General features: G+C 58.9%; 22 protein-coding genes. 1 reads left to right on the forward strand and 21 read right to left on the reverse strand.

Going from position 1 to position 24,570, the window contains the following annotated elements; translation table 11 throughout:
- Window positions 1-246: 246 nt before the first annotated feature.
- The 16 genes from AC2FIT_RS13660 to AC2FIT_RS13735 form a co-directional block, all read right to left on the reverse strand.
- Window positions 247-1,932, reverse strand: coding sequence for a chloride channel protein (locus AC2FIT_RS13660; RefSeq protein ID WP_496830297.1), 1,686 nt, complete (start codon window positions 1,930-1,932; stop codon window positions 247-249).
- Window positions 1,933-2,032: 100 nt separating this feature from the next.
- Window positions 2,033-3,682 carry a DNA repair protein RecN gene (gene recN, locus AC2FIT_RS13665; RefSeq protein ID WP_496830299.1) on the reverse strand — a complete coding sequence of 550 codons (1,650 nt, stop codon included), beginning with the start codon at window positions 3,680-3,682 and terminating at the stop codon, window positions 2,033-2,035.
- Window positions 3,683-3,717: 35 nt separating this feature from the next.
- Entirely contained in the window at window positions 3,718-4,560 is an 843-nt protein-coding gene (locus tag AC2FIT_RS13670; protein ID WP_068335676.1) for an outer membrane protein assembly factor BamD, read from the reverse strand.
- Between the two features lie 127 nt (window positions 4,561-4,687).
- The gene (gene lpxC / locus AC2FIT_RS13675) at window positions 4,688-5,608 is read right to left on the reverse strand and encodes a UDP-3-O-acyl-N-acetylglucosamine deacetylase (RefSeq protein ID WP_496830301.1); all 921 of its coding nucleotides are present in this window, start codon (window positions 5,606-5,608) and stop codon (window positions 4,688-4,690) included.
- Between the two features lie 213 nt (window positions 5,609-5,821).
- Entirely contained in the window at window positions 5,822-7,444 is a 1,623-nt protein-coding gene (gene ftsZ / locus AC2FIT_RS13680; protein ID WP_496830303.1) for a cell division protein FtsZ, read from the reverse strand.
- Window positions 7,445-7,789: 345 nt separating this feature from the next.
- Window positions 7,790-8,206, reverse strand: a complete 417-nt coding sequence (locus tag AC2FIT_RS13685) for a hypothetical protein (RefSeq protein ID WP_496830305.1) — start codon at window positions 8,204-8,206, stop codon at window positions 7,790-7,792.
- A complete protein-coding gene (gene ftsA, locus AC2FIT_RS13690) occupies window positions 8,193-9,527 on the reverse strand; it encodes a cell division protein FtsA (RefSeq protein WP_496830388.1) in 1,335 nt (444 codons plus the stop codon). Before ftsA ends, AC2FIT_RS13685 begins: the two co-directional genes overlap by 14 nt.
- Window positions 9,527-10,537 (reverse strand): cell division protein FtsQ/DivIB, encoded by a 1,011-nt coding sequence (locus AC2FIT_RS13695; RefSeq protein WP_496830307.1) that lies wholly within the window; start codon window positions 10,535-10,537, stop codon window positions 9,527-9,529. The genes ftsA and AC2FIT_RS13695 overlap by 1 nt, the downstream gene beginning before the upstream one ends.
- A complete protein-coding gene (locus tag AC2FIT_RS13700) occupies window positions 10,525-11,445 on the reverse strand; it encodes a D-alanine--D-alanine ligase (protein ID WP_496830308.1) in 921 nt (306 codons plus the stop codon). The genes AC2FIT_RS13695 and AC2FIT_RS13700 overlap by 13 nt, the downstream gene beginning before the upstream one ends.
- Window positions 11,446-11,549: 104 nt before the next feature.
- Window positions 11,550-12,476 carry a UDP-N-acetylmuramate dehydrogenase gene (gene murB, locus AC2FIT_RS13705; RefSeq protein ID WP_496830310.1) on the reverse strand — a complete coding sequence of 309 codons (927 nt, stop codon included), beginning with the start codon at window positions 12,474-12,476 and terminating at the stop codon, window positions 11,550-11,552.
- A gap of 45 nt (window positions 12,477-12,521) precedes the next feature.
- Window positions 12,522-12,776, reverse strand: a complete 255-nt coding sequence (locus AC2FIT_RS13710) for a DUF2484 family protein (protein WP_496830312.1) — start codon at window positions 12,774-12,776, stop codon at window positions 12,522-12,524.
- Window positions 12,773-13,021 (reverse strand): DUF2484 family protein, encoded by a 249-nt coding sequence (locus AC2FIT_RS13715; RefSeq protein ID WP_224890676.1) that lies wholly within the window; start codon window positions 13,019-13,021, stop codon window positions 12,773-12,775. The genes AC2FIT_RS13710 and AC2FIT_RS13715 overlap by 4 nt, the downstream gene beginning before the upstream one ends.
- Before the next feature lie 76 nt (window positions 13,022-13,097).
- Window positions 13,098-14,507 carry a UDP-N-acetylmuramate--L-alanine ligase gene (murC, locus tag AC2FIT_RS13720; protein WP_496830314.1) on the reverse strand — a complete coding sequence of 470 codons (1,410 nt, stop codon included), beginning with the start codon at window positions 14,505-14,507 and terminating at the stop codon, window positions 13,098-13,100.
- Window positions 14,504-15,601, reverse strand: coding sequence for a UDP-N-acetylglucosamine--N-acetylmuramyl-(pentapeptide) pyrophosphoryl-undecaprenol N-acetylglucosamine transferase (locus tag AC2FIT_RS13725; protein WP_496830316.1), 1,098 nt, complete (start codon window positions 15,599-15,601; stop codon window positions 14,504-14,506). Before AC2FIT_RS13725 ends, murC begins: the two co-directional genes overlap by 4 nt.
- A complete protein-coding gene (gene ftsW / locus AC2FIT_RS13730; RefSeq protein ID WP_068335700.1) occupies window positions 15,601-16,764 on the reverse strand; it encodes a putative lipid II flippase FtsW in 1,164 nt (387 codons plus the stop codon). The genes AC2FIT_RS13725 and ftsW overlap by 1 nt, the downstream gene beginning before the upstream one ends.
- Before the next feature lie 170 nt (window positions 16,765-16,934).
- Window positions 16,935-17,228 carry an antibiotic biosynthesis monooxygenase family protein gene (locus AC2FIT_RS13735; protein WP_496830318.1) on the reverse strand — a complete coding sequence of 98 codons (294 nt, stop codon included), beginning with the start codon at window positions 17,226-17,228 and terminating at the stop codon, window positions 16,935-16,937.
- 140 nt (window positions 17,229-17,368) lie between these two features.
- Here AC2FIT_RS13735 and AC2FIT_RS13740 point away from each other — a divergent pair, with 140 nt between their 5' ends.
- Window positions 17,369-18,547, forward strand: coding sequence for a BaiN/RdsA family NAD(P)/FAD-dependent oxidoreductase (locus AC2FIT_RS13740; RefSeq protein ID WP_496830320.1), 1,179 nt, complete (start codon window positions 17,369-17,371; stop codon window positions 18,545-18,547).
- Here the strand turns inward: AC2FIT_RS13740 and AC2FIT_RS13745 are convergent.
- The 5 genes from AC2FIT_RS13745 to AC2FIT_RS13765 form a co-directional block, all read right to left on the reverse strand.
- Complete coding sequence (locus AC2FIT_RS13745; protein WP_496830322.1) at window positions 18,544-18,924, reverse strand: glycine zipper family protein; 381 nt, start codon at window positions 18,922-18,924, stop codon at window positions 18,544-18,546. The genes AC2FIT_RS13740 and AC2FIT_RS13745 overlap by 4 nt on opposite strands.
- A gap of 99 nt (window positions 18,925-19,023) precedes the next feature.
- On the reverse strand, window positions 19,024-20,424 hold the full coding sequence (gene murD, locus AC2FIT_RS13750) for a UDP-N-acetylmuramoyl-L-alanine--D-glutamate ligase (RefSeq protein ID WP_496830324.1): 1,401 nt from the start codon (window positions 20,422-20,424) through the stop codon (window positions 19,024-19,026).
- A 150-nt stretch (window positions 20,425-20,574) separates the two neighbouring features.
- On the reverse strand, window positions 20,575-21,657 hold the full coding sequence (gene mraY / locus AC2FIT_RS13755) for a phospho-N-acetylmuramoyl-pentapeptide-transferase (RefSeq protein WP_496830327.1): 1,083 nt from the start codon (window positions 21,655-21,657) through the stop codon (window positions 20,575-20,577).
- A 24-nt stretch (window positions 21,658-21,681) separates the two neighbouring features.
- Window positions 21,682-23,076 (reverse strand): UDP-N-acetylmuramoyl-tripeptide--D-alanyl-D-alanine ligase, encoded by a 1,395-nt coding sequence (locus tag AC2FIT_RS13760; RefSeq protein WP_496830329.1) that lies wholly within the window; start codon window positions 23,074-23,076, stop codon window positions 21,682-21,684.
- The gene (locus AC2FIT_RS13765) at window positions 23,073-24,554 is read right to left on the reverse strand and encodes a UDP-N-acetylmuramoyl-L-alanyl-D-glutamate--2,6-diaminopimelate ligase (protein ID WP_496830331.1); all 1,482 of its coding nucleotides are present in this window, start codon (window positions 24,552-24,554) and stop codon (window positions 23,073-23,075) included. Before AC2FIT_RS13765 ends, AC2FIT_RS13760 begins: the two co-directional genes overlap by 4 nt.
- Window positions 24,555-24,570: the final 16 nt, after the last annotated feature.

The raw sequence follows: 24,570 nt of genomic DNA on the forward strand, positions 1-24,570 counted from the left end.
CCATTTCATGCCATTACACACCACCATGCTTGGATGAGGATGGGTGGATGTTTGGATGCCAAACTTCTTTTGAAGTGGCAGGTGGTGGTGTCTACACCAGACGTAGATGAATTTTTTAGAAACGTGCCCTGATCGAAGGCGCGTCGATCGGCCCGGGCCGTGCCCAATCGCCTCGGGTCGCCGAGCCTCTTCATACCGTTTTACCCTTGACACCTATCCATGTTGTACAGCATCGGTGTGCTACGGCTACGAGTGTTCCTCGGCCGCAGTGGCCGCCAACGCGCGATTATAAGCCTTTAGCGCATCGACGTGAAACAACGCACCCACAGGGTTTTCGCTGCCGTCCTCTTCGACGACCACCACAGGAATGCAGGGAATGTCGTCTCGGTCGAAATAGGGCATCGCCGCTTCAAGCGTTGCGCTGGCATTCACACAAAGCCCCTGATTGATCAGGTCCAGCGCCTCGTCTTTAGTGATCGAACGCGGGTCGCCTATTGGTCGCATGACTGCACCGGCGCGTAACATGGCCAGAAGATAGGCCTGCGGTCCAGCCGCCAGATGCACGTCACGCCGTTCCAACTGGGTCAGGAAGAAAGACCGGTCCACCAAACGTGAGGCCAGTGCGGTGGACATTGAAACCGAAACCATCACCGCAATCCCGATCTGCCAATCTCCGGTCAGTTCAAAGACGATCATGGTGGTGGAAATCGGCGCACCCAGAACGGCCGCGGCCACGGCTCCCATGCCCGCAAAAGCGTAGAGCGTATGCGTGCCCGATACATCTGGCAGCAGCCCGGTCGCGATCAGGCCAAAGGCCAGCCCGGTCAGTGCGCCGATCATAAGCGAGGGTGAAAACACACCACCCCCCATTCGGCCGCCCATGGTTATGGCCACAGCAACCGTTTTGATAACGGCGAACAAAATCGCGGCCGTCAGGGTCAGGTCACCTGCCAAGGCGCGGATCGTCGTCTCGTACCCAACACCGATGATATGCGGGAACCAGATCGCCAGCAGCCCAAGCATCGCGCCAGATACCGCCGGACGCAGCCAGCGCGGCAAAGAGATGCGGGTCTGGATATGGTTTCCGATATCCTCGGCAAAGAAGATCGACCGCATCATCAGCAGGGACACCAATCCGCAGATCAGGCCCAGGATCAGGAACGCAGGAAGCTCGACGTAGAATTGCAGTGACCCTGGTGTTTCAAGAACGAATTCAGTCACATCGCCATATTCCAACCGATTGATTACCGTACCAGCGACCGAAGCAATGACGATAGGCGCAAAGGCGTGAACGGCAAAGTGGCGCAACACCACCTCAAGCGCGAATAGCGCCCCGGCAATAGGCGAGTTAAAGCTTGCCGATACCGCCGCCGCCACCGCACACCCCAACAGGTCGCGCCCCGTAATACCATCAGCGTGGATACGATTGCTGACCCAGGTCGAAATCACCCCCGCCATATGCACAACCGGCCCCTCTCGCCCGGTCGAACCACCAGTGCACAGGGTGATCAGCGACGCAAAGAATGAGGCAACACCAGCTTTTCCCTCGACCCGGCCATTGGTCAAAGCGGCACCTTCGATTACATCCGCGACCGACCGCACCCGACCATCATCCGTGAACTTATGCAGCATGACACCCACTATCAGACCGCCGATGATTGGCGTGATCAGGATTAGAACCCACGGCAGTTTTTCAGCGTGGCTATGCAGTAAAAGGATATCATCGGTGTCGTAAACAAACGCCTGCAACGCCTGAATTGCCTTACGAAACCCCAAGGCCATAAAGCCTGCGGCAATTCCGATGGCCAAGGCAATGAACCAGAACTGAACCTGGCTTGGGCCACGTCGCAACATGACCCGCCATGCGTCCTTTATCGCGGCCAGAGCCTGATTGAGCTGGTTGCGCAGAACGGTGCGGGTTGATTGGGTCATGGGCTCTCGGGGGTCAATACACACCCTTTAGTAAGCTACGGAGCCGCCTGATAAAAGTGCGATCGCCATGGTTTGAAGGTCGGACCGCGGCAGAATTTCCTCAGGTATCCAGCAAGGCGCGGGCAGCGGCGCGGGCCTCATCCGTTATGGTGTCTCCGGCAACCATGCGGGCGATTTCATCCACCCGGTCCGGCTCGGCCAGCGGAATGACGGTGGACAGTGTCTGGCCATCGGTTACTTGTTTTTGCACCCGCCAGTGATGGGATGCACGGGCCGCGACTTGCGGTGAATGCGTCACAACAAGCACCTGCCCCCCATGCGCCAGAGACGCCAAACGGCGCCCGACCGCGTCGGCCGTTGCCCCACCAACACCGCGATCGATTTCATCGAAGATCATGGTCCGCGCGCTGTCATCGCCCGTCAGACAAACCTTGAGAGCCAGCAAAAACCGGCTGAGTTCACCACCTGAGGCGATCTTGTTTAATGGTCCAGAGGGCGCGCCCGGATTGGTGGCGACGGTAAAGGCCACCGCATCTGTGCCTTCAGGGCCAGGATCGGCGGCGGTGATTTCGGTCTGAAACACCGCGCGTTCCATTTTCAGCGGTGCCAGTTCAGCCATCACCGCGGCATCCAATTGCCCGGCAGCGCGCCGACGCACAGCACTCAGGGCTTCGGCGGCGGTGTCATACGCGGCCTGCGCCGCATCGACTGCCGCTTGCTGATCCGCCAGGTCAGCATCACCTGCATCCAGCCGGTTCAGGCGCTCGCGCAGCGTGGTCGCAAATCGACCCAGATCATCAGGTGTGACATCGTGCTTGCGTGCCAACGCACGGATTGCGAACAGGCGCTCTTCTGCGGCCTCAAGCTCGGCCGGGTTGAAGTCCAACGCCTGAAGACAAGCGTTTACCCCGTCCTGCGCCTCACCTAATTCGATTAACGCGCGACCCAGTGCCGCGATCGGCTCTTCCAGCTGCCCACCTGCATTGTCAGAGACACCTTCAAGCCATCGTACGGCGTCTGACATCGCGCCCTCGGCCCCTTCTCCGCCCAGCAGGTCAAACGCGCGTGCAACATCGTCTCTGATGCGTTCGGCCCCCTGCATCATACGGCGACGGGCATCCAGTTCCGCGTCCTCCCCGGACTGAGGGTCCAGCTTGTCCAATTCAGCAACGGCGTGGCGCAGGAATTCTTCTTCGGCCCGCATGGCGGCAAGCGTCGCCTGGGTCTCAGCCAGAGCCTTTCGCGCGCGTGACATTTTCGTCCACGCCCCGCGTACGGCTGCCAGATGCTCGTCCGTTTTTGCATAGGTATCCAGCATCGCCCGGTGCCCGCGCGGGTTCAGCAATCCACGATCATCGTGTTGGCCGTGCAACTCTATCAAGGTGTCTGACAGGGCGCGCAACACTTCGCCCGAACAGCGACGGTCGTTGACCCAAGCAGTTTTACGCCCTTCAGCCGTGTTGATGCGACGCAGGATCAGCTCCTCGCCACCCGGCAGGCCAGCCTCAGCCAGAACCAAATGCGCCGGGTGATCAGGGCCAAGTTCAAATACAGCCACAACTTCACCCTGTGCGGCCCCCTGACGTACCAGTTCAGCCCGTCCGCGCCAGCCCAATACGAAACCCAGCGAATCCAGAAGAATCGACTTGCCCGCCCCGGTTTCACCCGTCAAGGCGTTCAAACCCGGCTGAAATGTCAGTTCCAGCCGGTCAATGATCAGCATATCGCGGATATCAAGGGCGCGCAGCATCGGGTCTTAGCGTCCCACGCCTTTAACCATGGCGATTACAACCACTCACCTTTGATAGTCTGGCGATAAATCTGGCTCAGCCAATTGTTACCGCGGCTCTTCAGGTCCAACCCGCGCGAGGTCAGCAACTGGTAACCTGCGTCGTACCATTCGGACGACTGGTAGTTATAACCCAGAATGGCACCGGCAGACTGCGCCTCATCCACTAAGCCAAGCGACAGATATGCCTCAATCAGACGATAGAGCGCTTCGGCGGTGTGGGTTGTCGTCTGAAAATCCTCAACAACGACACGGAACCGGTTGATGGCCGCAGTGTAGTGATCTTGACGCAGATAATAACGCCCGATCTCCATCTCTTTGCCTGCCAGATGGTCAAAAGCCAAATCGAATTTCAGCACAGCCGAGGTTGCGTATTCGCTGTCAGGATAAACCTCGATCACCGTCCGCAGGGATTGCAACGCCTGAAACGTCAGCCCCTGATCGCGACCGACCTCGTCAATCTGGTCATAGTAGCTGAGCGCAAGAAGATACTGCGCATAGGCGGCATCTTCGTCGGTTGGATAAAAGTCGATATACCGTTGTGCGGCGGCCCGGCTTTCCTCGTAATTCTTGTCCGTGTGATACGAAAACGCCTGCATGATCAGCGCACGTTTCGCCCAATCGGAATAGGGATACAGACGTTCGACTTCTGAAAAATACCACGCCGCGTCATCCGAGCGATTCTGCGACAGTTCGAATTCACCGCGCGTATAGATCTGCTCGGGCGTGAAGCCTTCCAGATTTTGATTGCGGTCCGCGCCACTGTTGCCGCACGCCGTCAAAACTGCTGTCAGAAGAATCGCGCCCGCGAATCTGACTGCCGCTTTGGTGCCAACCATTCCGCCTATCCTTGTTGTACTGCTTGTCGGGACATACCCCGGATTTGCCCTTGGTCTAGCATATATAATTCCGGGGCAAAACGCCTTAGTAGGTCAGTTCGCGGAATTGTAGACCGTGGCGAACCAATCAGGCAACTTCGGGAATTTCGTCCCAAACTAAACCCTGCCCCGGAAGGCGCGCAGCCTGTTCGGGAGTACACAGGATCGGTCGCACAGCGCCTGGCGTTTCAAACAGCTTGCGCAGCAGCGTGTTGGTCATCGCATGACCGGATTTGTCGCCGGTGAAGTGGCCCAGAATCGGCCCACCCGCCAAATAGAGATCACCCAAGGCGTCCAGCATCTTGTGGCGTACAGCCTCGTCCGCGTGACGGAAACCGCCGGGCGTCAGAACGTCGTCGCCCTGAACGACAACAGCATTGTCCAGAGTGCCTCCCAAAGCCAAACCGCTTTCGCGCATTGCCTCAACATCAGTGCGTCGGCAGAAGGTGCGGCAATCGCTCAGCTCACGCGCGAACGAGCCGTTGCGCATATCCAACGTTTTGGTCTGGCAGCCAATCGCGCTGTCTTCGAAATCAATGTGGAAGTCGATGATTAGACCGTCTGCCGGGACGATGGATGCGCTTGCGCCTTCACGCGTCGCGGTCACGGGTTTAAGAACCTCAAAAGCAAGCACTGGGCTGCTTTGGCGGCGCACACCTTTCGCCATGATCCCACGTACGAAATCAATCGCGGATCCGTCCATGATCGGCACTTCGGGTCCATCGATTTCGATCAGCGCGTTATGCACACCGCAACCGGCCAGCGCAGCCATGATATGCTCAACAGTTGAGACTGACACGCCCGCGTCATTCACCAAACGTGTGCAAAGCGGTGTCCGTTCCACCACGTCGTAGATTGCGGGGATCAGCGCATTGCCCAGCTCAATATCCGTCCGTTTGAACCAGATTCCGTGACCGGCGGCTGCCGGTTTCAAAACCATCGTCGCCGGTTTGCCGCTGTGCAGCCCGACGCCTTTAAACGTGATCGGGGATTTGAGCGTATGTTGCAAGGTGAGCCTCGATGAATGGTGTCCGGCCTAGTCGGTCCGTCTTGGACATTCAGTTAAGGAAGCAGGCGTCAAGGCACAACTCACTCTTTGTAACCGAATGAAACATGAATGTATCAGATCGGCAAAAGCCTGCTTACATACAGCTTAAGATATGATTTTAAAAAGAAAAGGGTCGCCAAGCGGCGACCCTAAATCGCTAACTTGTTACCCGGCTCAGTTGGCTTGGCGCCGCAAAAAGGCGGGAATTTCGATCCGGTCCTGTTCTGGGTCAGCCTCATCATGCGCCGGTGCCGTAGCGTCAGCTTGGCGCACCGGGGGCTGCTGGCGGACCGGTTGAGCAGGTGTATCTGCCGCATGTCCGGTCATCCGATCGATGAGGCGATTGAAGCCGAACCGAGGACGATCCTGCGCCTCTGCCTGGGGTGCCGGTGCGTGTCGCGGAGCCTGCGGACGAGGCGCGGAAAACCCGCGTTCGGATGCAGGAACCTTTTGAACCGCCGTCTGCAAACGCTGCAATGCCTCGGGGGACGGAGTGCCAGCGGCGGGCTTGGGTTGCGGTGCAACATAGCTTTCCGCGGCGTGCTCAACCGGCTCAGGGGTCGGCTCGAACTCTGCCACGCGCGGCTGGTAGGCCGGCGGCGGCAAACCGTCATCATCCTGCTCTGCCTGAGGCTGGAACTGAGGCTGCGCCTGCTCCTCAGCCGTTTCGAATAAAGAAGGCTCGCGGTTTTCTTCGGGCTGCGCAACGGGTTCCGCCATGTCATCAGCAACAGTGGGTGTCTCATCCGGATGCGGCTCTTCGGCGGACACCGTGCGTGTCAGCGGGGCTGACATGGTGCGGCGTGCGACCGGAATATCGACGCTTTTTTCGCTGGCGTCGATCCCGGTGGCCACGACGGAAACGCGCATGCCCCCTTCCATCGCTGTATCGAGTGTCGAGCCGACGATGATATTCGCCTCGGGGTCCACTTCCTCGCGGATACGGTTGGCGGCTTCGTCCAGCTCGAACAGGGTCAGGTCATGCGAACCGGTGATGTTGATCAGCACGCCCTTGGCGCCCTTGAGGCTGATTTCATCCAGCAGCGGGTTGGCAATGGCTTTCTCAGCCGCCTGAACGGCACGATCTTCGCCCGTAGCTTCGCCCGTGCCCATCATCGCCTTGCCCATCTCGTCCATTACAGCACGAACGTCAGCAAAGTCGAGGTTGATCAGGCCTGGACGCACCATAAGGTCGGTCACACCCTTGACGCCCTGATAGAGAACATCATCGGCCATTGAGAACGCCTCGGTAAACGTGGTCTTTTCATTGGCCAGGCGGAACAGGTTCTGGTTCGGTATTATGATCAGCGTGTCGACGACTTTTTGCAGCGCCTCAACACCGTCCTCGGCCTGACGCATCCGTTTGGCGCCTTCGAACTGGAACGGCTTGGTCACAACACCGACGGTCAGCACACCCAGTTCGCGCGCGGCTTGTGCGATGATCGGCGCGGCACCCGTACCAGTGCCGCCGCCCATGCCAGCCGTGATAAAGCACATATGCGCACCGGCCAGATGATCAACGATCTGCTCAATGCTTTCTTCCGCAGCCGCGGCGCCGACAGTTGGGCGGGCCCCCGCCCCCAAACCTTCGGTGACTTTTACACCCAGTTGCACCCGTGACGACGATTGGCTTTGCTGTAACGCTTGCGCGTCGGTGTTGGCGACTACGAAATCCACGCCATCAAGTTGTTTCTCAATCATGTTGTTAACGGCGTTTCCGCCTGCACCGCCAACGCCAAATACTGTAATCCGAGGCTTCAGTTCGTCGTGCCCGGGCATCGAAAGATTCAATGTCATGCTCTGTCCGCCTGTTTTATTGACCCGCCAAAGCGGTGTTTTTCTTACCTGTTCACGAACAATCCTACCGCTCGAAACCTAAAAGGTCACGCCAAAAATAGTCGAATTCCACAAAATATGGAGGAATTAAGGCGCCGCAAAACGGTATTTCGCATGAATTGCGATATGTTGCGGACTGATCTCAATCCACCACAAAATAAGCGGCCACGCGGCAGAGTTGGACCACGCGCCACTGAAAGATCACCGGTTTTATTAAGCGGAAAACTGCTCATGTCCTGCCGCTTGGCCTCTGACGGGCCCTATAGGTAATTTGCGGGAAATACGTTCGGCACGCAAGACATTTCTTCAGCCAATCTGGGCACTTGGGCAATTCAGGTCGTCCTCTGAGATGTTGCGTACCTCTTGGATTTCAGTGTGGTTAAAGCTGGCCAATCGCACCATGAGCCGCCCTTCATACTCAAAGGTCCACCAACAGACCGGCACCCCATCCGGATCGTCATCGTACAGAAAGCAAAGTTGCCCATCAGGCGTGGTGATCTGCCCATAGACGCAGCCCCGGCCCTCCATCCGCCAAACTGATAGATTGCGACTCAGAAACTGCTCGGTGCCGACCAGGATACCGCTGGGAAAATCGTAAAACCGGACGGTTTTCCCCTGCACGGCGTCCAGAAAAGCATCGGGCGAAATCCGGGTTTGGGCGTAGGACGCAATTGGAGGCAAGGCGACCAGAGCCGCAAGCCTGAGTGTTTTACCAATTGTCACGGAACCAGCGCATAGCACGTTTGAGCGGCCGTGCGGCATAAAGGTCGACCGGAATTTCGAAATCCCACCATTCGTCCTGCGGATGCGCTGCAAACAGGCTAAGCCCGACGGCCGACGAAAAACCCGGCCCCGTTGCTGATTGTGGCAGGCCGTGGACGCGTAGGGGTCTGCCTAAACGGACGCGCTGGCCAAGAATACGGGTGGCCAGGCCATCCAGCCCCATGATCTGACTACCGCCTCCGGTCAACACGATCTGCTGACTGGGCATGTGTTCGAAACCGGCGGCATCCAGGCGAACGCGGACTTCCTCCAGAATCTCTTCAACACGCGGACGCATGATACCGATCAGCTCGGCGCGGCTGACGGTGCGGCGGTCGTGCTCCCAATCACCGGTATCGCCACCAATATCGATCAGGTCGCGATCATCGGCCCCTGTTGCGTGGACACCGCCGTTAAAGGTCTTGATCCGCTCTGCCACAGCAGCCGGGACGCCCAAGCCCATCGAGATATCAGCGGTGACGTGGTCGCCGCCCATACGCACGCAATCCGCGTAAATCATGTGCTTTTTCATGAAGATCGACACGCTGGTTGTGCCACCGCCCATGTCAATACAGGCCGCGCCAAGCTCTTGCTCATCCTCCACCAAGGCCGAGATGCCCGACACATAGGCCGAATTCGCAATGCCGGCGAGTTCAAGATCGCAACGCTTGATGCAGCGCAGGATGTTCTGGATAGCAACGGCATCTACCGTCAGCATATGCATGTCCACGGCGAGCGTCTGACCCAGTTGCCCCCGCGGATCAATCAGGCCCGATCGGTTATCCAGCGCAAAGTTCACTGGCTGGGCATGGAGCACTTCGCGTCCAGCCCCATAATCCGGCACGTCGCAGGCATTCAACACGCGGCCGACCTCGGCCTCGGTCACTTCCTGTCCGTCCAATTCGACCTGCGCGTCCAACCCATAGGACCGGGGGTTTGCGCCCGAGAAGCAGACAATGACGTGATCCACCCGGATGTCTGCCATCTTCTGCGCGGCTTGCAGCGCGGTGCGAATGGCGCGTTCGGTTTCCTGCATCGCAGTGACTTCGCCGAACTGCACGCCACGCGACCGCGTTGTGGCGGCACCGATCACCCGAAACCCGGTCTGACCCGCCAACGACCCGATGCTGTTATCCTCGCTTAGCCGACCCGCACCATCGAACCGCAGCACAAGGCACGCTATCTTGGAACTGCCCACATCCAGAATGGCGACAACACCGCGCTGCATCGCTTGCCTGCGCATTTGCCGCATAGCCCTTTGGGACTGATATAGATCGGTCATCATGGTCGTTTCTGCCCGTTACCCACTGTCGTTCTTGTGTTCCACCAGTCTTCGCTGGCAGCTTTGGTCATTCTGATTGTTGGCCGCTGTCCAAGGCGCATATCGACCACAGCCACATCGCGTTCCAACAGGTCCTGCACCTCATTCACGGCCAATACACGCTCTAACGCGCGCACGGGGCGTTCGGTTGGCAGCATAATGCGCTGGCCACGATCCAGAACTAGGTCCCATCGACGTTCGCCAATACGGACCAGCCCGCGCACACGCCCACCTAGGCTGCGGGCCGTGCTCATCAGGGCCAAGGCCTCAGCAACATGATCATCCGCGCCCTTCCCCGCAATCAGCGGCAGGTTGGCGTAGTCTTTGCGCGAAGCGATGCGTTCAACATGCGCGCCGGTTTCGTCCAACAGTTCGATCCCGCGGCGTGTGCGCCAGACGACAACCGGTTGGCGTTCAACCACGTCCAGCTGAAGAATACCGCCCGGGCGAACACGGACGGTGGCGGACTTGACCGGATCAAGTCCGGTAACCGTGTCCCGAATCTGTTCTGCGTCGAGGTCCCAGGAACTGATCGGGAAATCCAGTGGCACAATTTCGCGAATGTCTTCCGATAGGTTGGGTCCGGCACCATCAATGGCCATCAGGTTAACCATAAACTCCGGTCGCTGCTGGATTGAGGTTTTGATGTCGGAAACATAAGCAACTGCAGCGTCGCGCCGATCTTCTGAACCAAAGTAGACGCCGGCGACAGCAACAAGCAGGACTACGGGTATCCCCAATCTAAGGCCGCGCCGCACACCCCGCGTCAGCATCCAGCGCTGAAAGCGATAGCTAAACCGTGACGGTGCTGGATCAAAGCGTCGCGACCTGCGACCGAACAGCCTGACACCGCTTGGGTGCAATCCAGCCTCAGCCTCGTGCCGTGCGCCTGAGGCAAAGTCAGTATCCGGCCCAGTCACTGGTTTGGACCGGTGAATCACCGGCGCGCGGGCGGCTTTCAGCGGTCGCATGAAGCGTCCTCCACCATCCAGGCACACAGCTGGCCGAAGCTGAGCCCACAGAACTCGGCCTGTTCCGGTACCAGCGAAGTGGGTGTCATGCCGGGTTGTGTGTTCGTTTCCAGCAAGAACAGGCCATCCTTGCCTTTGGTGTCATCCCAGCGATAATCCGTCCGGCTGACGCCTTTGCAGCCCAAAACCTTGTGGGCGCGCATGGCGTAATCAAGGCATAATTCGAATATTTCCGACGGAATTTCAGCAGGCAGTACATGCCACGAACCACCGGGTTTGTACTTGGCATCGTAATCATACCAGCCATCGGTCATGATTTCAGTCACGGTCAGCGCGCGGTCGCCCATAACCGTAACCGTCAGTTCGCGCCCGGCGACATATTGTTCGACCATCACCTGATCGGGCATATCATCCGATAGCTGCGGCGGGGTGTTTGTACCTTCCATCACAAGGTAGATGCCAACGCTGGAGCCTTCATTGTTGGGCTTGACCACGTAGGGTGGCTTCATCACGTGATCTACCATCACGTCCGCTTTGGGAAGGATTACACTGTCCGCAATCGGCAAACCGGCACTTCGGAACACATCCTTGCTGCGTTGTTTGTCCATCGCCAAGGCCGAGGCCAGAACGCCGGAATGCGTATACGGAATGCGCATCCATTCCAGCACACCCTGCACGCAGCCATCCTCGCCCCAGCGACCATGCAGAGCGTTGAAGACCACATCTGGCTTGATTTCGGACAGGCGCGCGTAAAGGTCGGGACCAGCGTCCAGTTCGACCACTTCAAAGCCTTCTCCCACAAGGGCGGCTGCGCATTCGCGCCCAGAGCTGAGAGACACCTCGCGTTCCGCCGAGGGGCCACCCATCAATACCGCCACTTTGGGGTTTGTCCTGCTCGACCTACCCACTTCGTGCGCCTCAATGTCCCCGGACCTTATGTCGTGGTCCGTGCTGCGTTATGCCTTTGATCCGCCGCCTTTTAATTGCCTGTTATGGAGCGACGTCTGGGGCTTTAATCTGTCAGCGGATCGCCAACCCGCATGATTTCCCATTCTAGCGTGATGCCGCTTGTTTGGTAAACCTTTTTTCGCACCTCTTCCCCCAGACCTTCCAGGTCTGCGGCAGTTGCGTTCCCGGTGTTGATGAGAAAATTCGAGTGCTTGGGACTCATCTGCGCACCACCAAGGACAGCCCCGCGCATACCAGCATCGTCGATCACCTTCCACGCCTTGAGGTCGTGAACGTCATCAGCCCGGCCCGTCGAAGAGAACCCGGCAGGGTTTCGAAAGGTGGACCCGGCGCTGCGATCCTTGGTGGGTTGGGTTTCGTCGCGTTTTTTCAGTTGTGCTTCCATGCGGGCGTGAAGTTCATCAGGATCGCCCGAGGGGCCGTCGAAGGTGGCTGAAACAAGCACCGCGCCTTCTGGGAGGTCGGACTGGCGGTAGCGGAAGTTCAGGTCTTCGGCGGTCAGGTCGACAAGCGCACCCTGCCGGGTGACGATTGTGGCCTTGCGCAGCACATCCGCCGTATAGCTGCCATAGCAGCCCGCATTCATGCGCACTGCACCACCAATCGAACCTGGGATCGTCCGCAGAAAGGTCAGGTCCACCCCCGCATCCGCCGCCTTGCGCGCCACATGCGCATCCAGCGCTGCCGCGCCTGCGGTGACGGTGTTGCCCTCGACATTGATCGCGTTAAAGCCCCGCCCCAGCCGGATCACCACGGCACGCAAGCCGCCATCGCGGACTATCAGGTTCGATCCGACGCCCATTGGAAAGACAGGAACACCCGCTGGCAGATCGCGCAGAAACGCCCTCAGGTCGTCAACATCGGCGGGTTGGAACAGGTAATCCGCAGGACCGCCAACACGGAGCCATGTCAGGTCATTCAAGGACCGATTTTCAGAAAGCTTGCCGCGCGGAACAGGAAGAGATGTCATGTCTGCTAGATCGCGAATTTCGCAGCACAAAGCAAGCTGCAACCTCTACGGCGCAGACCGCATGACATTGCGCAGCCACCGCCCCAGGTAAATCACTGGCCAACGCAGCATGGATATACCCGCAGCCAGAACAAGCAGCCCGATCCACGGGCCGTTTTCATACGTGACATATCCCAGAATTGGGATGCCGACAGCAACCAGGATATAGGCTCGGGTCCAGTGATTATCCTTGCTGGGAAGCATCGCCAGTACATTTGCTGCGACGCCCCAAAGCGCGGCAAGGGCGATCGACCAGTTCATTCAGCAACCTCCCGCCCGGTCCAACGGCGCCAATAAAAGCGGATAGGGTTGCGGAACATTGACACGAAACCTCCGAACGCCAGAACCGACCAGAACCAGCCGTGGTCATAACCCAGCCAGATGATCAGAACCGGCGCACAGATCAGCAAAATGAAACCCGGTGGAAATTGTAGCCGCATCGGAAGCAATCCAACGACTGTGGCGCATATCACCCAGAGGGCCGCAAAGGTCATCGAATAGTCCATTGGCCTCTCCGAAGGCGCGCAGTGGTAAATGTGCGGTTGTCACACTTGCAAGTTGTGCGACAAATATCAGTTTGGGTCAAACTGCTTGTTTTCTTTGCAGTCTTACGGGCAAACCGTTTGCCCATGCACTAATGGTTCCTGCACCGAGACAGACAACCATATCGCCGGGGCGGGCCTGCTCACGCACGAGGCGCTCAAGGTCATCCTCATTCAACAGAGCGCGGGCATGGCGGTGGCCGTGGCGGATCAGGCCCTGCACCAGATCATCGCGTGAGGCACCGGGGATCGGGTCTTCTCCGGCGGCGAAGATATCCGCGATGGCGACCACATCAGCGTCGTTGAAGCAGGTGCAGAAATCTTCGAACAGATTGGACAGGCGAGAGTAGCGGTGCGGCTGATGAACGGCGATGACGCGACCCTCGGTTGCCTGACGCGCTGCTTTCAGGACGGCAGCGATTTCAACTGGGTGATGGCCGTAGTCGTCGATGATCGTCACGCCCTCGACCTCACCAACCTTGGTAAAGCGGCGATTGACTCCGCCAAAATTGGCTAATGCCTTGCGGATCTCGGCAGTTTTCATGCCGAGGTGACGAGCCACGGCGACAGCAGACAGTGCGTTCGACACGTTGTGGTCGCCCGGCATGGGCAAGGTACACCCCTCGATTACGGTGTCTTCGTATTGCAGGTGGATATCAAAATGCGCGACCCCGCCCTTGTATGTCAGGTTCACCGCCCGCACATCCGCTTGCGCGTTGAAGCCATAGGTTCGCACGCGGCGGTCGGTAATACGACCCACCAGCGTTTGCACCTCGGCGTGGTCGGTGCAACACACAGCCAAACCATAGAACGGAAGGTTCGAAACAAACTCGTAGAACCCATCGCGCAATTTGTCGAAATCGCCCCAATGCTCCATATGCTCGGGGTCGATATTGGTGACGATGGCGATGGTTGCGGGCAGACGGTTAAACGACCCATCGGATTCGTCGGCCTCAACAACCATCCATTCGCCCTGCCCCATACGGGCGTTTGAGCCATAGGCGTGGATGACACCCCCGTTGATCACGGTCGGGTCAAAATCACCTGCAACCATCAACTCGGCCATCATCGTAGTCGTGGTTGTCTTACCGTGGGTTCCGGCAACAGCGATGTTCGAGCGCAACCGCATCAGCTCGGCCAGCATGTCGGCGCGGCGCACAACGGGCAGCCCTCGCGCACGCGCACCATCAAGTTCCGGGTTGCCCGGTTTGATCGCGGTCGACACCACAACGACAGCAGCGTTTTCAAGGTTTTCTGCGCGTTGTTCTACAAAAATCTCAGCCCCCAGACCTGCCAGCCGATCCGTGATTTTCGAGGTCTTCAGATCTGATCCCTGAACACGATACCCCAGGTTCAGCAGCACCTCGGCAATTCCAGACATCCCTATCCCGCCGATCCCCACGAAATGGATCAGCCCCACGTCTTGCGGCAGTTTGGTTGCAGGATTCATGCGATCTCCTTCTGCGCCAGATCTTCGACAAGATGCACCAAGCGCTCGGTTGCATCCGGGGTGCCCGTCGACAAGGCGGCTTGGGCCATCTTTTGCGCCGCTTCCGGGTTGGTCAGAACTGAGGTGATTTGCTCGGTCAGCGAGGAAACGTCAAGGGCATTCTCGGGGATCATGATCGCCCCACCCGCCTGCACCAACCCACGGGCATTAGCAGTCTGGTGGTCGCCAGCAGCGGCAGCAAACGGGATCAGAACCGATGGCCTTCCTATAACCGAAATGTCGGCGACACTGGACGCGCCTGAGCGTGAGATAACCAGTTGCGCGTCCGAAATACGGCGCGGGACATCCTGAAAGAAAGGCTCGACTTCGGCCCTGATACCGTGATCAGCATAGAACGCCGCAACACGCGCGCCATCCTCGTCGCGGGCTTGATGGGCAACACGGATATGGCCGCGCAGATCTTCAGGCAAAGCGGCAATAGCGCCAGGCACCACGTCGCTGAGGATGCGCGCGCCCTGCGACCCACCCATCACCAGAATCGACATCGGATAATCGCCAGGCGGGATATAGCCGGCTGCTGCGCGTTCCAGAACGGCGGCACGGACAGGGTTGCCAGTGTGGACCCCTTTGGCGCCCTGGGGCAAATCGGTCGGCCAAGTGCCGCAGGCGACCTGCGAAACGCGGGTTGCAAACAGTTTGTTGACCCGCCCCAGAACCCCGTTCTGTTCATGGATCATGCGCGGGACGTTCAGCAAGGTTGCCGCGCCCAGCGCAGGGATTGAGGGATAGCCGCCGAACCCCACAACAACATCCGGTCGGTCGCGCATCATCTGCATTGCCATGCTGGTCACGCCGCCCGCAATTTTGGGTCCGACCAGCGCCTTGGCGGCCAGACCACCGCGCGCGAAAGTGGCAGAGGACGCCTCGACAATCTCAGTCGAATGCGGAAAGCCGCTGGTATAACGCGCACCACGCGGGTCGGTAGACAGACGTACGCGCCACCCCTTGTGCAGCATCGCCTCGGCCAGCGCCTGCGCGGGGAACATATGCCCGCCGGTGCCGCCCGCAGCAATCAGAAGATACGGTTTACTCATCAACCTCGTCCGCGCAGAATGTCACCGAATTCGCCCTGAGGGCGGGTTCGGGTGAAGGCCAGCAACATGCCAACCGCAATCCCGCCCGCAATAAGTGACGAGCCGCCATAGCTGACAAACGGTAGCGTCATGCCCTTGGCGGGCAGCAACCGCACTGCGACCCCCATGTTGATCATGGCCTGAACGCCAAAAATGCAGGCCAAACCGGTACCGGCCAGACGGATGAACATATCCCTTTCGCGCATCAGGCGCAGCAACGACCGCACGACGATCAGCGCGTAGAGCGCAATGATGATCAGGACCAGAACAAGGCCGTATTCCTCGGCCGCGACCGCAATGATGAAATCCGTGTGCGCGTCGGGCAGTGACCATTTCACCTGCCCCTCGCCCACGCCAACACCGAACAATCCACCTTCACGGATGGCGTTGGTGGCATAGCCGATTTGCGTGGTCGGATCGACTTCTTGGTTCAGAAAACCATCTATCCGACGGGCAAAGTGTTCCGAATTCGAATAGGCCAGCATTCCGGCCAGCACGACCGCCCCGGCCATCCCCACCAGCAGCAGCATCGGCGCTCCGGCCACGAAGTACATCACGCCCCAGCCAAAGAGGATCAAGCAGGCCTGCCCGAAATCGGGCTGCAATACCAGCATACCAACGATCGCCATGCACAACGCAAACGACCAAAGCCGCCCCGGAGGGCCGTTAATTTCCTGCGATGCGGCCAGCAACCATGCGGCTACGACGATAAAGCCGGGCTTCAGAAACTCGGATGGCTGCAGCGAGCCAAAACCCAGCGAATACCAGCGCACCGCGCCTTTACCAAAATCGGTGCCAAAAACGGGCAGAAAGACCAGCGCCACGAAAGCACCCAAAAACCCAAGAATGGCCAGACGCCGCACCAGCGTTGGCGACATCATCGAGGTCAACAGCATCGCAATCAGCGCCAATCCACCAAAGATCGCCTGACGTTCGACATAGTGGAACGGATCGAACCCGTTGCGGCCTGCCAGCGGTGGCGATGAAGCCAACCCAAGCAACAGCCCGATGACAAACAGGATCAGCACGCAGGACATGGTCCAGCGATCAATCGTGCGCCACCACTTTGGTAGAATCGGTTCACCGCGCTGGTCCTGGACCGCGCCATACACCATCTCAGTCATGAGATACCGCCACTCTCTGCCTCATCCACGCCCCGTTTTTCGAGGTCTAATAATGAGTCTACAGGGATTTTGGCATTTGGGCTAGCGGAATGAGGGCACAACAGCGGAAATTGGCCCCCAAAAGCTGCGGTTCCGGGTAAGGAATATGATTTCCTATCCCGCAGACCTGCTTATTCGACAAGATCGTAGTGCTTGATCGTCCGGGATTCGACCAATTCAGCTTCGGCCGGATCGATATGCGGGCTGTTGTAATCCTTACCCACAAAGGCCTTTAACGCATCCAAACTGCGCCAGACCATAACGAAACTGAATTCACGCGGCGTTTCCGAACGCGGGGCACCCGGAAGGACCTCAACAATACCTTCTGTGTTCTTCATTAGGGGTATTGCGGTCTCATGGAAGAACTCTGAGAATTCCGCCTCTTTACCGGGTCGAACCGTGACTTGGAAAATGCGCATAATCATTGGGGTGCCCTCCTTCAGCGCGGATCCATCTTGATGTCCGCGGCTTCAGAAGTTTACCACAACAGCTATCGTTTCCCTTACATGGGCTTTCTGGTCCGCTTCCACTTGATATCCGGCACAATTCACGCCATGCGCTGCCCATGACCTTTGACACGATCATTCTGGGGGCCGGTGCTGCCGGCATGATGTGCGCGGCCCATTGCGGCGGGCGCGTTCTGGTGATCGACCATGCAAAAGCTCCGGGTGAGAAAATTCGCATCTCGGGCGGTGGGCGCTGCAACTTTACCAATATGCATGCTGGGCCCGACAACTTCTTGTCGCAGAACTCTCATTTCTGCAAATCCGCATTGGCGCGCTACACACAGTGGGATTTCATTGATCTGGTTGGGCGCCACAAGATCGCATGGCATGAGAAAACTTTGGGCCAACTGTTCTGCGATGGGTCGTCGAAGCAGATTATTCAACTGCTGCTGTCCGAGATGGACCGTGCCGGGGCTGAGCTGTGGCTGCGCACCGATTTGAAGGACCTGCGCAAGACGGACTCAGGGTTCATGTTGGATTTTGACCGCGAGGGGCAGCGCCTGAGTGTGACCTGCACCAACCTGGTCCTGGCCACAGGTGGCAAGTCAATCCCCAAGATGGGTGCAACCGGGCTGGCCTATGATATTGCCCGCCAATTCGACCTGCGGATCACCGATACGCGCGCCGCGCTTGTGCCCTTCACATTCTCGGACGGTAAGTTCAAAGACCTGTCGGGGGTATCCTTGCCCGTACGTCTGTCCAACGACCGCAACAGCTTTGACGAGGCGCTGCTGTTCACCCATCGCGGCCTCAGCGGACCGTCGGTGCTGCAACTGTCGTCCTATTGGCGCGAAGGTGAAGCGATCCGGGTCAACATGATCCCTGATCTGCCCCTGTTTAACCTGCTGCGAGATCAGCGACAGGCCGCAGGTCGCAAGGCGCTGACCACAGAATTGGCGCGTCACCTTCCCGCGCGGCTTGTGGATTACCTGTCCCAGAACATCCAGTTGCAGGGCAATCTGGCCGACCAGTCCGACACTGCACTGACTGAGTTGACCGCAGCGCTTCGCAACTGGGAACTGACCCCCTCAGGCACCGAAGGCTATCGCACCGCCGAGGTCACTCTGGGCGGGATCGATACTGATGACCTGTCTTCAAAAACAATGGAGGCCAGGGATGTCCCCGGCCTCTATGCAATAGGTGAAGCGGTCGATGTCACCGGTTGGCTGGGCGGCTACAACTTCCAGTGGGCGTGGTCCTCTGGCCATGCCGCGGGAACAGCCATCGCGGCCCGTTAGCCTACGACGTTATAGCCACGTCCGCGCATGCAGTTGCGCACGATGACTTCCTGGTTCTGGGTGTTATTGATCGCACTTGCGCCAGCTCCGACCAAAGCACCCGCCGCCGCTGCACGGCCCAGATTGTCGCTGCTGTCCTGAATGATTGCGGTGGTTGCCGTGGCACCCGCAGCACCAACCGCTGCCGCACCGGCCGTTCTGCCGTCCACAGTGCCTTGTGTTCTTGCCAAGGCCTGACAATTCGCCAGGTCGGATTGGTAATTCGGTCCAACTGGCCCATCAACGATTGGGACATAATTTGCGCCCACATTGGTGCAGGCGGCAACCGCCAGACAAGCGGGAAGGATCAAAGAAAACTTACGGTATGGCATAGTCATAACCTCGTGTTGCATTTGCCCGAAGCCAAACGCAATTGCCAAGGCGCGTCAAGCTGATAGCACCCTAGCTTGGCCGAACAGGCGGTCTATTGCAAATGGCTATTCCGCAAGCCTTTGCCGAACTTGCGCGGTAAAGTCTTCTCCGCGCTGTTCGAAGTTATCGTATTGATCGAAACTAGCCGCTGCTGGCGCAAGCAACACAGTCTCACCCGGCTGCGCATCAACCATGGCTTGCGCAACGGCTTCCTCCATCGTTGTGCAAACCTGCGCCTCAGCTTTTAGCTGCATGGCAAAGCTAGCAGCCTCGCGCCCAATCACGTAGGCTTTGATCACTTGGTCTGCTGCGGCGTTCAGGGCCGCCAAGCCGCCTTCTTTCTCAAGCCCGCCGCAAATCCACCTGATTTTCTTGAATGCGCCCAAGGCTTTCAAGGCACTCTCTACATTGGTGGCCTTTGAGTCGTTCACATAAGTTACGCCGTTAGCTTCGGCGATGATCTGGCTTCGATGTGGCAAGCCGGGGTAGCTGTGAAGCGCGTCCTCGATCACACGCGGTGCAAGACCTAGGGCGCGACAGGCCGCGTAGGCGGCGCAGGCGTTCTGATGATTATGCGCGCCCGGCAACCCCTTGATCTGACGCAGGTCGATTGATCCAGCCTGGCGACCTTTACGATATTCAGACAGAAAGTCCTTGCGCGCAAAGACCTGCCAGCCCGGCCCGGTCAGCTTGCGCGACACCGAGATACGGATCACGCGATCGTCAACCGGCCCCTCCGAAAGCTGCCCCGCCAAAAACGCGCCTTCTTTTTCATCCACCCCGATGATGGCGCGGTCTGGGCCACCCTCGGCAAACAAACGACGTTTGGCGGCAAAATAGCCGCCCATCCCGCCATGCCGGTCTAGATGATCTGGTGAAAGATTAGTGAACACGGCCACGTCTGGCGTCAACGCGCGCGCCAGCTCGGTCTGATAGCTGGAAAGTTCAAGAACAACCACGGACCCATCCCCGCCCGGTTCGATATCCAGCACTCCGCGCCCGATATTGCCCGCCAACTGTGCCTCACGTCCGGCTTCGGTCAGAATGTGATGGATTAATGCCGCAGTGGTTGATTTCCCATTCGACCCCGTCACCGCAATCACACGCGGCGGGGTGTCATAGCTGTTCCATTCTGGCCCTGCAAAGGACCGGAAAAACAGCCCTATGTCGTTGTCTACCGGAACGCCTGCCTCTAGCGCGGCTGCAACAACCGGGTTTGGTTCGGGATAAAGATGCGGAATACCCGGCGATACAATCAGCGACGCGACCCCTTCGAAGGCACCGTTGCGAAGCAGATCAACACAGACGAGCCCCTCAGCCTCGGCCCTTTCCCGCGCGGCTGGATTGTCATCCCAACAAAGCGGCTCGGCCATGCCAGCCCGCAATGCGCGGGCCGCGGCCAGACCTGACCGACCAAGCCCCAAAACCGCAACCTTCTGACCCGAGAACCCTTTCACAGGGATCATGCCACCCACCTTTTTCTGACGTCCAATTCGCCGCCACACTGCGCAGAAGAAATCACTGATGGCAAGGGCAGCAAAAGGCTCGCGCGGCAGCGCGAGCCCGGCCCAACAGGTGGCAGGTGGACCGCAGGTCCGCCGAACCTGGCGGGAGCGTTACCGGACCTTCAAAGTCGCAAGGCCAATCATCGCAAGGATCAGCGAGATAATCCAAAAGCGGATCACGATTGTCGGCTCAGCCCAGCCCTTTTTCTCATAGTGGTGATGAATAGGTGCCATCAAGAAAACACGCCGCCCGGTTCGTTTGAAATAAAGCACCTGAATGATCACACTCAGCGCTTCGACCACGAACAATCCACCGACCACCGCCAATACCAGCTCGTGCTTGGTCGCCACTGCGATCGCGCCCAGCGCGCCGCCCAAGGCCAGCGATCCAGTATCGCCCATAAACACAGCCGCAGGCGGGGCGTTGTACCATAGGAACCCAAGCCCGCCCCCAAACAATGCTGCGGTAAAGATCAGGATTTCTCCGGTTCCCGGCACGTAATGCACATCCAGATACTCGGTGAAGTCGACCCGCCCGACGGCATAGGCGATGACACCCAAGGTCGACGCCGCGATCATTGCAGGCATGATCGCCAGCCCATCCAAACCATCGGTCAGGTTTACCGCGTTCGCTGCCCCTACGATAACCACAACCGCGAAGGGAATGTAGAAAATCCCAAGGTTGACCAGGGTGTCCTTAAAAACCGGAACCGCCATCTGGTTCTGCAAGGCTTCGGGATGATGCAATGACGCCCAAAGCGACGCCAGAACGGCAATTATCACGCCCAGCGCCAGTCGCATCCTGCTCGACACACCCTTGGTGTTTTGTTTCGACACCTTGGCGAAATCATCCGCAAAACCAATCGCGGCATAGGCCAGTGTCACGAACAGCACCATCCAAACATAAGGGTTATCCCACCGCGCCCAGACCAGCGTTGACGTCGCCAACGCGCCAACGATCAGCAACCCGCCCATTGTGGGCGTTCCCGCCTTGGAAAAATGCCCCTCGGGGCCGTCATCCCGGATAGGCTGACCCTTACCTTGCTTCTTTCGAAGCACGTTGATCAGGGGCTTGCCAAAGATGAACCCAAAAATCAGCGCAGTCAAAAAGGCCCCGCCCGCACGGAACGTGATATAGCGGAAGAGGTTAAAGAAATCGCCTCCATCCGACAGGGCGGTCAACCAATACAGCATGTCAAAACCTTTCCAACGCGGCGATCATGAGCCAGGCGCGACCCCTTGCCCCATTTTCCGCAAACCGTCAACAATCTGAGCCAGCGCCATGCTCAGTGAACCTTTGGCCAACACCGTGTCGCCTGCGCGGACAAGCTCCGGCAGATGCTCAGCCATTTCAGCGCTGGATTCATACCACCGCCCACGCTTGTCTTTGGGTAGCGCGTCATGCAGCGCCTTCATCAGCGGACCGATACTGTGGACTTGATCCACCCGCGCTATCGCGCCAACGCCTGCCAACCCGGCATGCATGGCGACTTCCTGTCCGCCCAACTCTTTCATATCCCCAAGAAACGCGATCCTGCGCGCGGCTTTGGACGCTGCGAGAACATCCAGCGCAGCCTCCATCGAGGTGGGGTTGGCGTTATAGCTGTCGTCCAGCAGCTCGATCTGGCCCCCTGTAGCCAAGGGTAAGATTTCGCGCACGCCCCTCCCTTTGACCGGCGACCATTGCTTCAGGCCAGCAATTGCGTCGTTAAGATCAACGCCCATCTCAATGCAGGCCGCCAAAGCACCCAGAGCGTTCATGGCGAAATGAGCACCCGCCGACTGCACATCGTATGTAAAGGCGTGGGTTCCCAATGTTGCATCTGCGCGGACCGAGCCGTTTACTTGCGCAACGCCGGTCAGGATGTAATCCGCAGCCTTGCGGCCAAAATCGACGATCTTTGCACCCTGATCCCGCGCGGTCCGGCGCAGAATGTTTGCATGTTCAATATCGGCATTCACGATGGCCACACCGCCAGGTTCAAGCCCTTCGAAAATGGCGGCTTTTTCATGTGCGATGCCTGCAACTGAATCAAAAGCCTCCAGATGCACCGCCGCCACGGTCGTCACCAATGCCACATGCGGCCGGGCCTGACGGGCCAAAGGCGCAATCTCTCCGGGGTGGTTCATACCGATCTCGATCACGGCGAATTCGGCATCACGTGGCATCCGCGCCAACGTCAGTGGTACGCCCCAATGATTGTTGTAGCTGGCGACGCTGGCATGAGTTTTTCCCTGCATCTCAAAAATGGTGGCCAGCATTTCCTTGGTCGACGTCTTTCCCACGCTACCGGTGACACCCACCACACGCGCGCCGGTGCGGGCGCGCCCGGCCTTGCCCAGCGCCTCCAGCCCGGCCTGGACATCCTCTACGATAAGCAGCGGTGCATCTTCGGAAACACCATCAGGGATGCGCGACACCAGCGCGGCCCCAGCACCCTTTTCCAAGGCCTGCGCTACGAAATCATGCCCGTCACGCGTGGCTTTCAATGCTACGAACAGGTCACCGGGTTGGAGGGTTCTCGTGTCGATCGACACGCCATTCACGTCCCAGTCGGTTGTTGCATGCCCGCCGGTGGCTTCGGCAGCCTCGGCTGCGGTCCACAGCGTCATGCCACCCTCCCATCCAGCGCGGCCACGCTGATGCTGGCCTGTTCCACGTCGTCAAACGGCAAGACCTGATCGCCGACAATCTGGCCCGTTTCGTGCCCCTTCCCTGCAATCAGCAGCGCGTCACCGGGTTGGAGCGCATCAACGCCGCGCAGGATGGCCTCGGCGCGGTCACCCACTTCGGTGGCCTCGGGTGCGCCCAAAAGGACAGCGGCGCGGATGGTCGCCGGATCTTCGCTGCGTGGGTTATCGTCAGTGACAAACACAACATCTGCATGATCAGCGGCGGCTTTGCCCATGAGCGGACGTTTGGTTGCATCGCGATCACCGCCAGCACCGACAATCGCGATCAGGCGCCCCATGACATGCGGTCGCATCGCCTTTAGCGCCGTCGCCACAGCATCTGGCGTATGGGCATAGTCGACAAAAACCGTTGCTCCGTTCTGGCGTGTGGCAGCCAGTTGCATCCGGCCCCGGACAGTCGTCAGATGCGGCAAGGTTTCGAACACGCGCTCGGGGTCGTCACCCGCCGCGATGACCAGACCGCAGGCCAGCAGAATATTTTCGGCCTGGAACCCGCCGATCAGATTCAGGCGAGCTTGGAGCACTTTGCCTTGCCAGGAAAAGCGCAAATCCTGCCCAGTCGCATCAAAACGCTGGCCCATCAAGCACAAATCGGCATCGCCCGACCCAACCGTAAGAACCGATTGCCCGCGCACCTCGGCGATTTTGTGAACGGCTGCGCCCTTAGGATCATTCATGTTGATCACAACGGTGCCGTCCTGCGGCAGAACGCGGTCGAACAGCCCGGACTTGGCGGCAAAATACGCCTCGAAAGTTTCGTGGTAGTCTAAATGGTCCTGCGAAAAGTTCGAGAATCCTGCGGCGGTCAGATGCACACCGTCCAAACGGCGCTGTTCGAGCCCGTGCGAGGACGCCTCCATCGCGGCATGGGTCACACCGTTTTCTGCGGCTTCGGCCAAGCAGCGGTGCAACGTAATGGGTTCCGGCGTGGTATGCGCCAGCGGGGTTGTCCAAGCCCCTTCGACACCCGTGGTCCCAAGGTTGACGGCCGCATGTCCAAGCTCGGTCCAGATTTGGCGGACAAAGGTGGCGACCGAGGTCTTCCCATTGGTTCCGGTAACAGCAACGATGGTCTCAGGCTGCACGCCGAACCACAGGGCGGCGCACCCGGCCAGTGCCTGACGCGGGTCTTCAGCCAAGATCAGCGCGGCGTGCGACGCGGCCAGCTCCTCAGCGGCGATTTCAGCACCCTTGGCGTCTGTCAGGATCGCCGCAGCCCCCATTCTCAACGCGTATTGGATAAACTCTCCACCATGCACGCGGTTACCGGGCAAAGCGGCAAAAAGGAAGCCGTCCTTTACCTCGCGGCTATCAACGGCAAGGCCGGTGATGTCGGGATTTGCACCACCCCGCGCGGTCAGGGCCAATTGGCTGAGTTTTTTCGTTCTTGCGCTCATGCCCCACCTCTACCGC

The sequence above is a fragment of the Ruegeria sp. YTSA135 genome, assembly GCF_059610165.1.

Excerpts from the sequence above, each read along its gene's own strand:
- AC2FIT_RS13660 (WP_496830297.1), bottom strand. The coding sequence starts at position 1,932 with ATGACCCAATCAACCCGCACCGTTCTGCGCAACCAGCTCAATCAGGCT.
- recN (WP_496830299.1), bottom strand. The coding sequence starts at position 3,682 with ATGCTGCGCGCCCTTGATATCCGCGATATGCTGATCATTGACCGGCTG.
- AC2FIT_RS13670 (WP_068335676.1), bottom strand. The coding sequence starts at position 4,560 with ATGGTTGGCACCAAAGCGGCAGTCAGATTCGCGGGCGCGATTCTTCTG.
- ftsZ (WP_496830303.1), bottom strand. The coding sequence starts at position 7,444 with ATGACATTGAATCTTTCGATGCCCGGGCACGACGAACTGAAGCCTCGG.
- ftsA (WP_496830388.1), bottom strand. The coding sequence starts at position 9,527 with ATGACCGATCTATATCAGTCCCAAAGGGCTATGCGGCAAATGCGCAGG.
- AC2FIT_RS13695 (WP_496830307.1), bottom strand. The coding sequence starts at position 10,537 with ATGCGACCGCTGAAAGCCGCCCGCGCGCCGGTGATTCACCGGTCCAAA.
- murB (WP_496830310.1), bottom strand. The coding sequence starts at position 12,476 with ATGACATCTCTTCCTGTTCCGCGCGGCAAGCTTTCTGAAAATCGGTCC.
- AC2FIT_RS13710 (WP_496830312.1), bottom strand. The coding sequence starts at position 12,776 with ATGAACTGGTCGATCGCCCTTGCCGCGCTTTGGGGCGTCGCAGCAAAT.
- AC2FIT_RS13715 (WP_224890676.1), bottom strand. The coding sequence starts at position 13,021 with ATGGACTATTCGATGACCTTTGCGGCCCTCTGGGTGATATGCGCCACA.
- murC (WP_496830314.1), bottom strand. The coding sequence starts at position 14,507 with ATGAATCCTGCAACCAAACTGCCGCAAGACGTGGGGCTGATCCATTTC.
- AC2FIT_RS13725 (WP_496830316.1), bottom strand. The coding sequence starts at position 15,601 with ATGAGTAAACCGTATCTTCTGATTGCTGCGGGCGGCACCGGCGGGCAT.
- ftsW (WP_068335700.1), bottom strand. The coding sequence starts at position 16,764 with ATGACTGAGATGGTGTATGGCGCGGTCCAGGACCAGCGCGGTGAACCG.
- AC2FIT_RS13735 (WP_496830318.1), bottom strand. The coding sequence starts at position 17,228 with ATGATTATGCGCATTTTCCAAGTCACGGTTCGACCCGGTAAAGAGGCG.
- AC2FIT_RS13740 (WP_496830320.1), top strand. The coding sequence starts at position 17,369 with ATGACCTTTGACACGATCATTCTGGGGGCCGGTGCTGCCGGCATGATG.
- AC2FIT_RS13745 (WP_496830322.1), bottom strand. The coding sequence starts at position 18,924 with ATGACTATGCCATACCGTAAGTTTTCTTTGATCCTTCCCGCTTGTCTG.
- murD (WP_496830324.1), bottom strand. The coding sequence starts at position 20,424 with ATGATCCCTGTGAAAGGGTTCTCGGGTCAGAAGGTTGCGGTTTTGGGG.
- mraY (WP_496830327.1), bottom strand. The coding sequence starts at position 21,657 with ATGCTGTATTGGTTGACCGCCCTGTCGGATGGAGGCGATTTCTTTAAC.
- AC2FIT_RS13760 (WP_496830329.1), bottom strand. The coding sequence starts at position 23,076 with ATGACGCTGTGGACCGCAGCCGAGGCTGCCGAAGCCACCGGCGGGCAT.
- AC2FIT_RS13765 (WP_496830331.1), bottom strand. The coding sequence starts at position 24,554 with ATGAGCGCAAGAACGAAAAAACTCAGCCAATTGGCCCTGACCGCGCGG.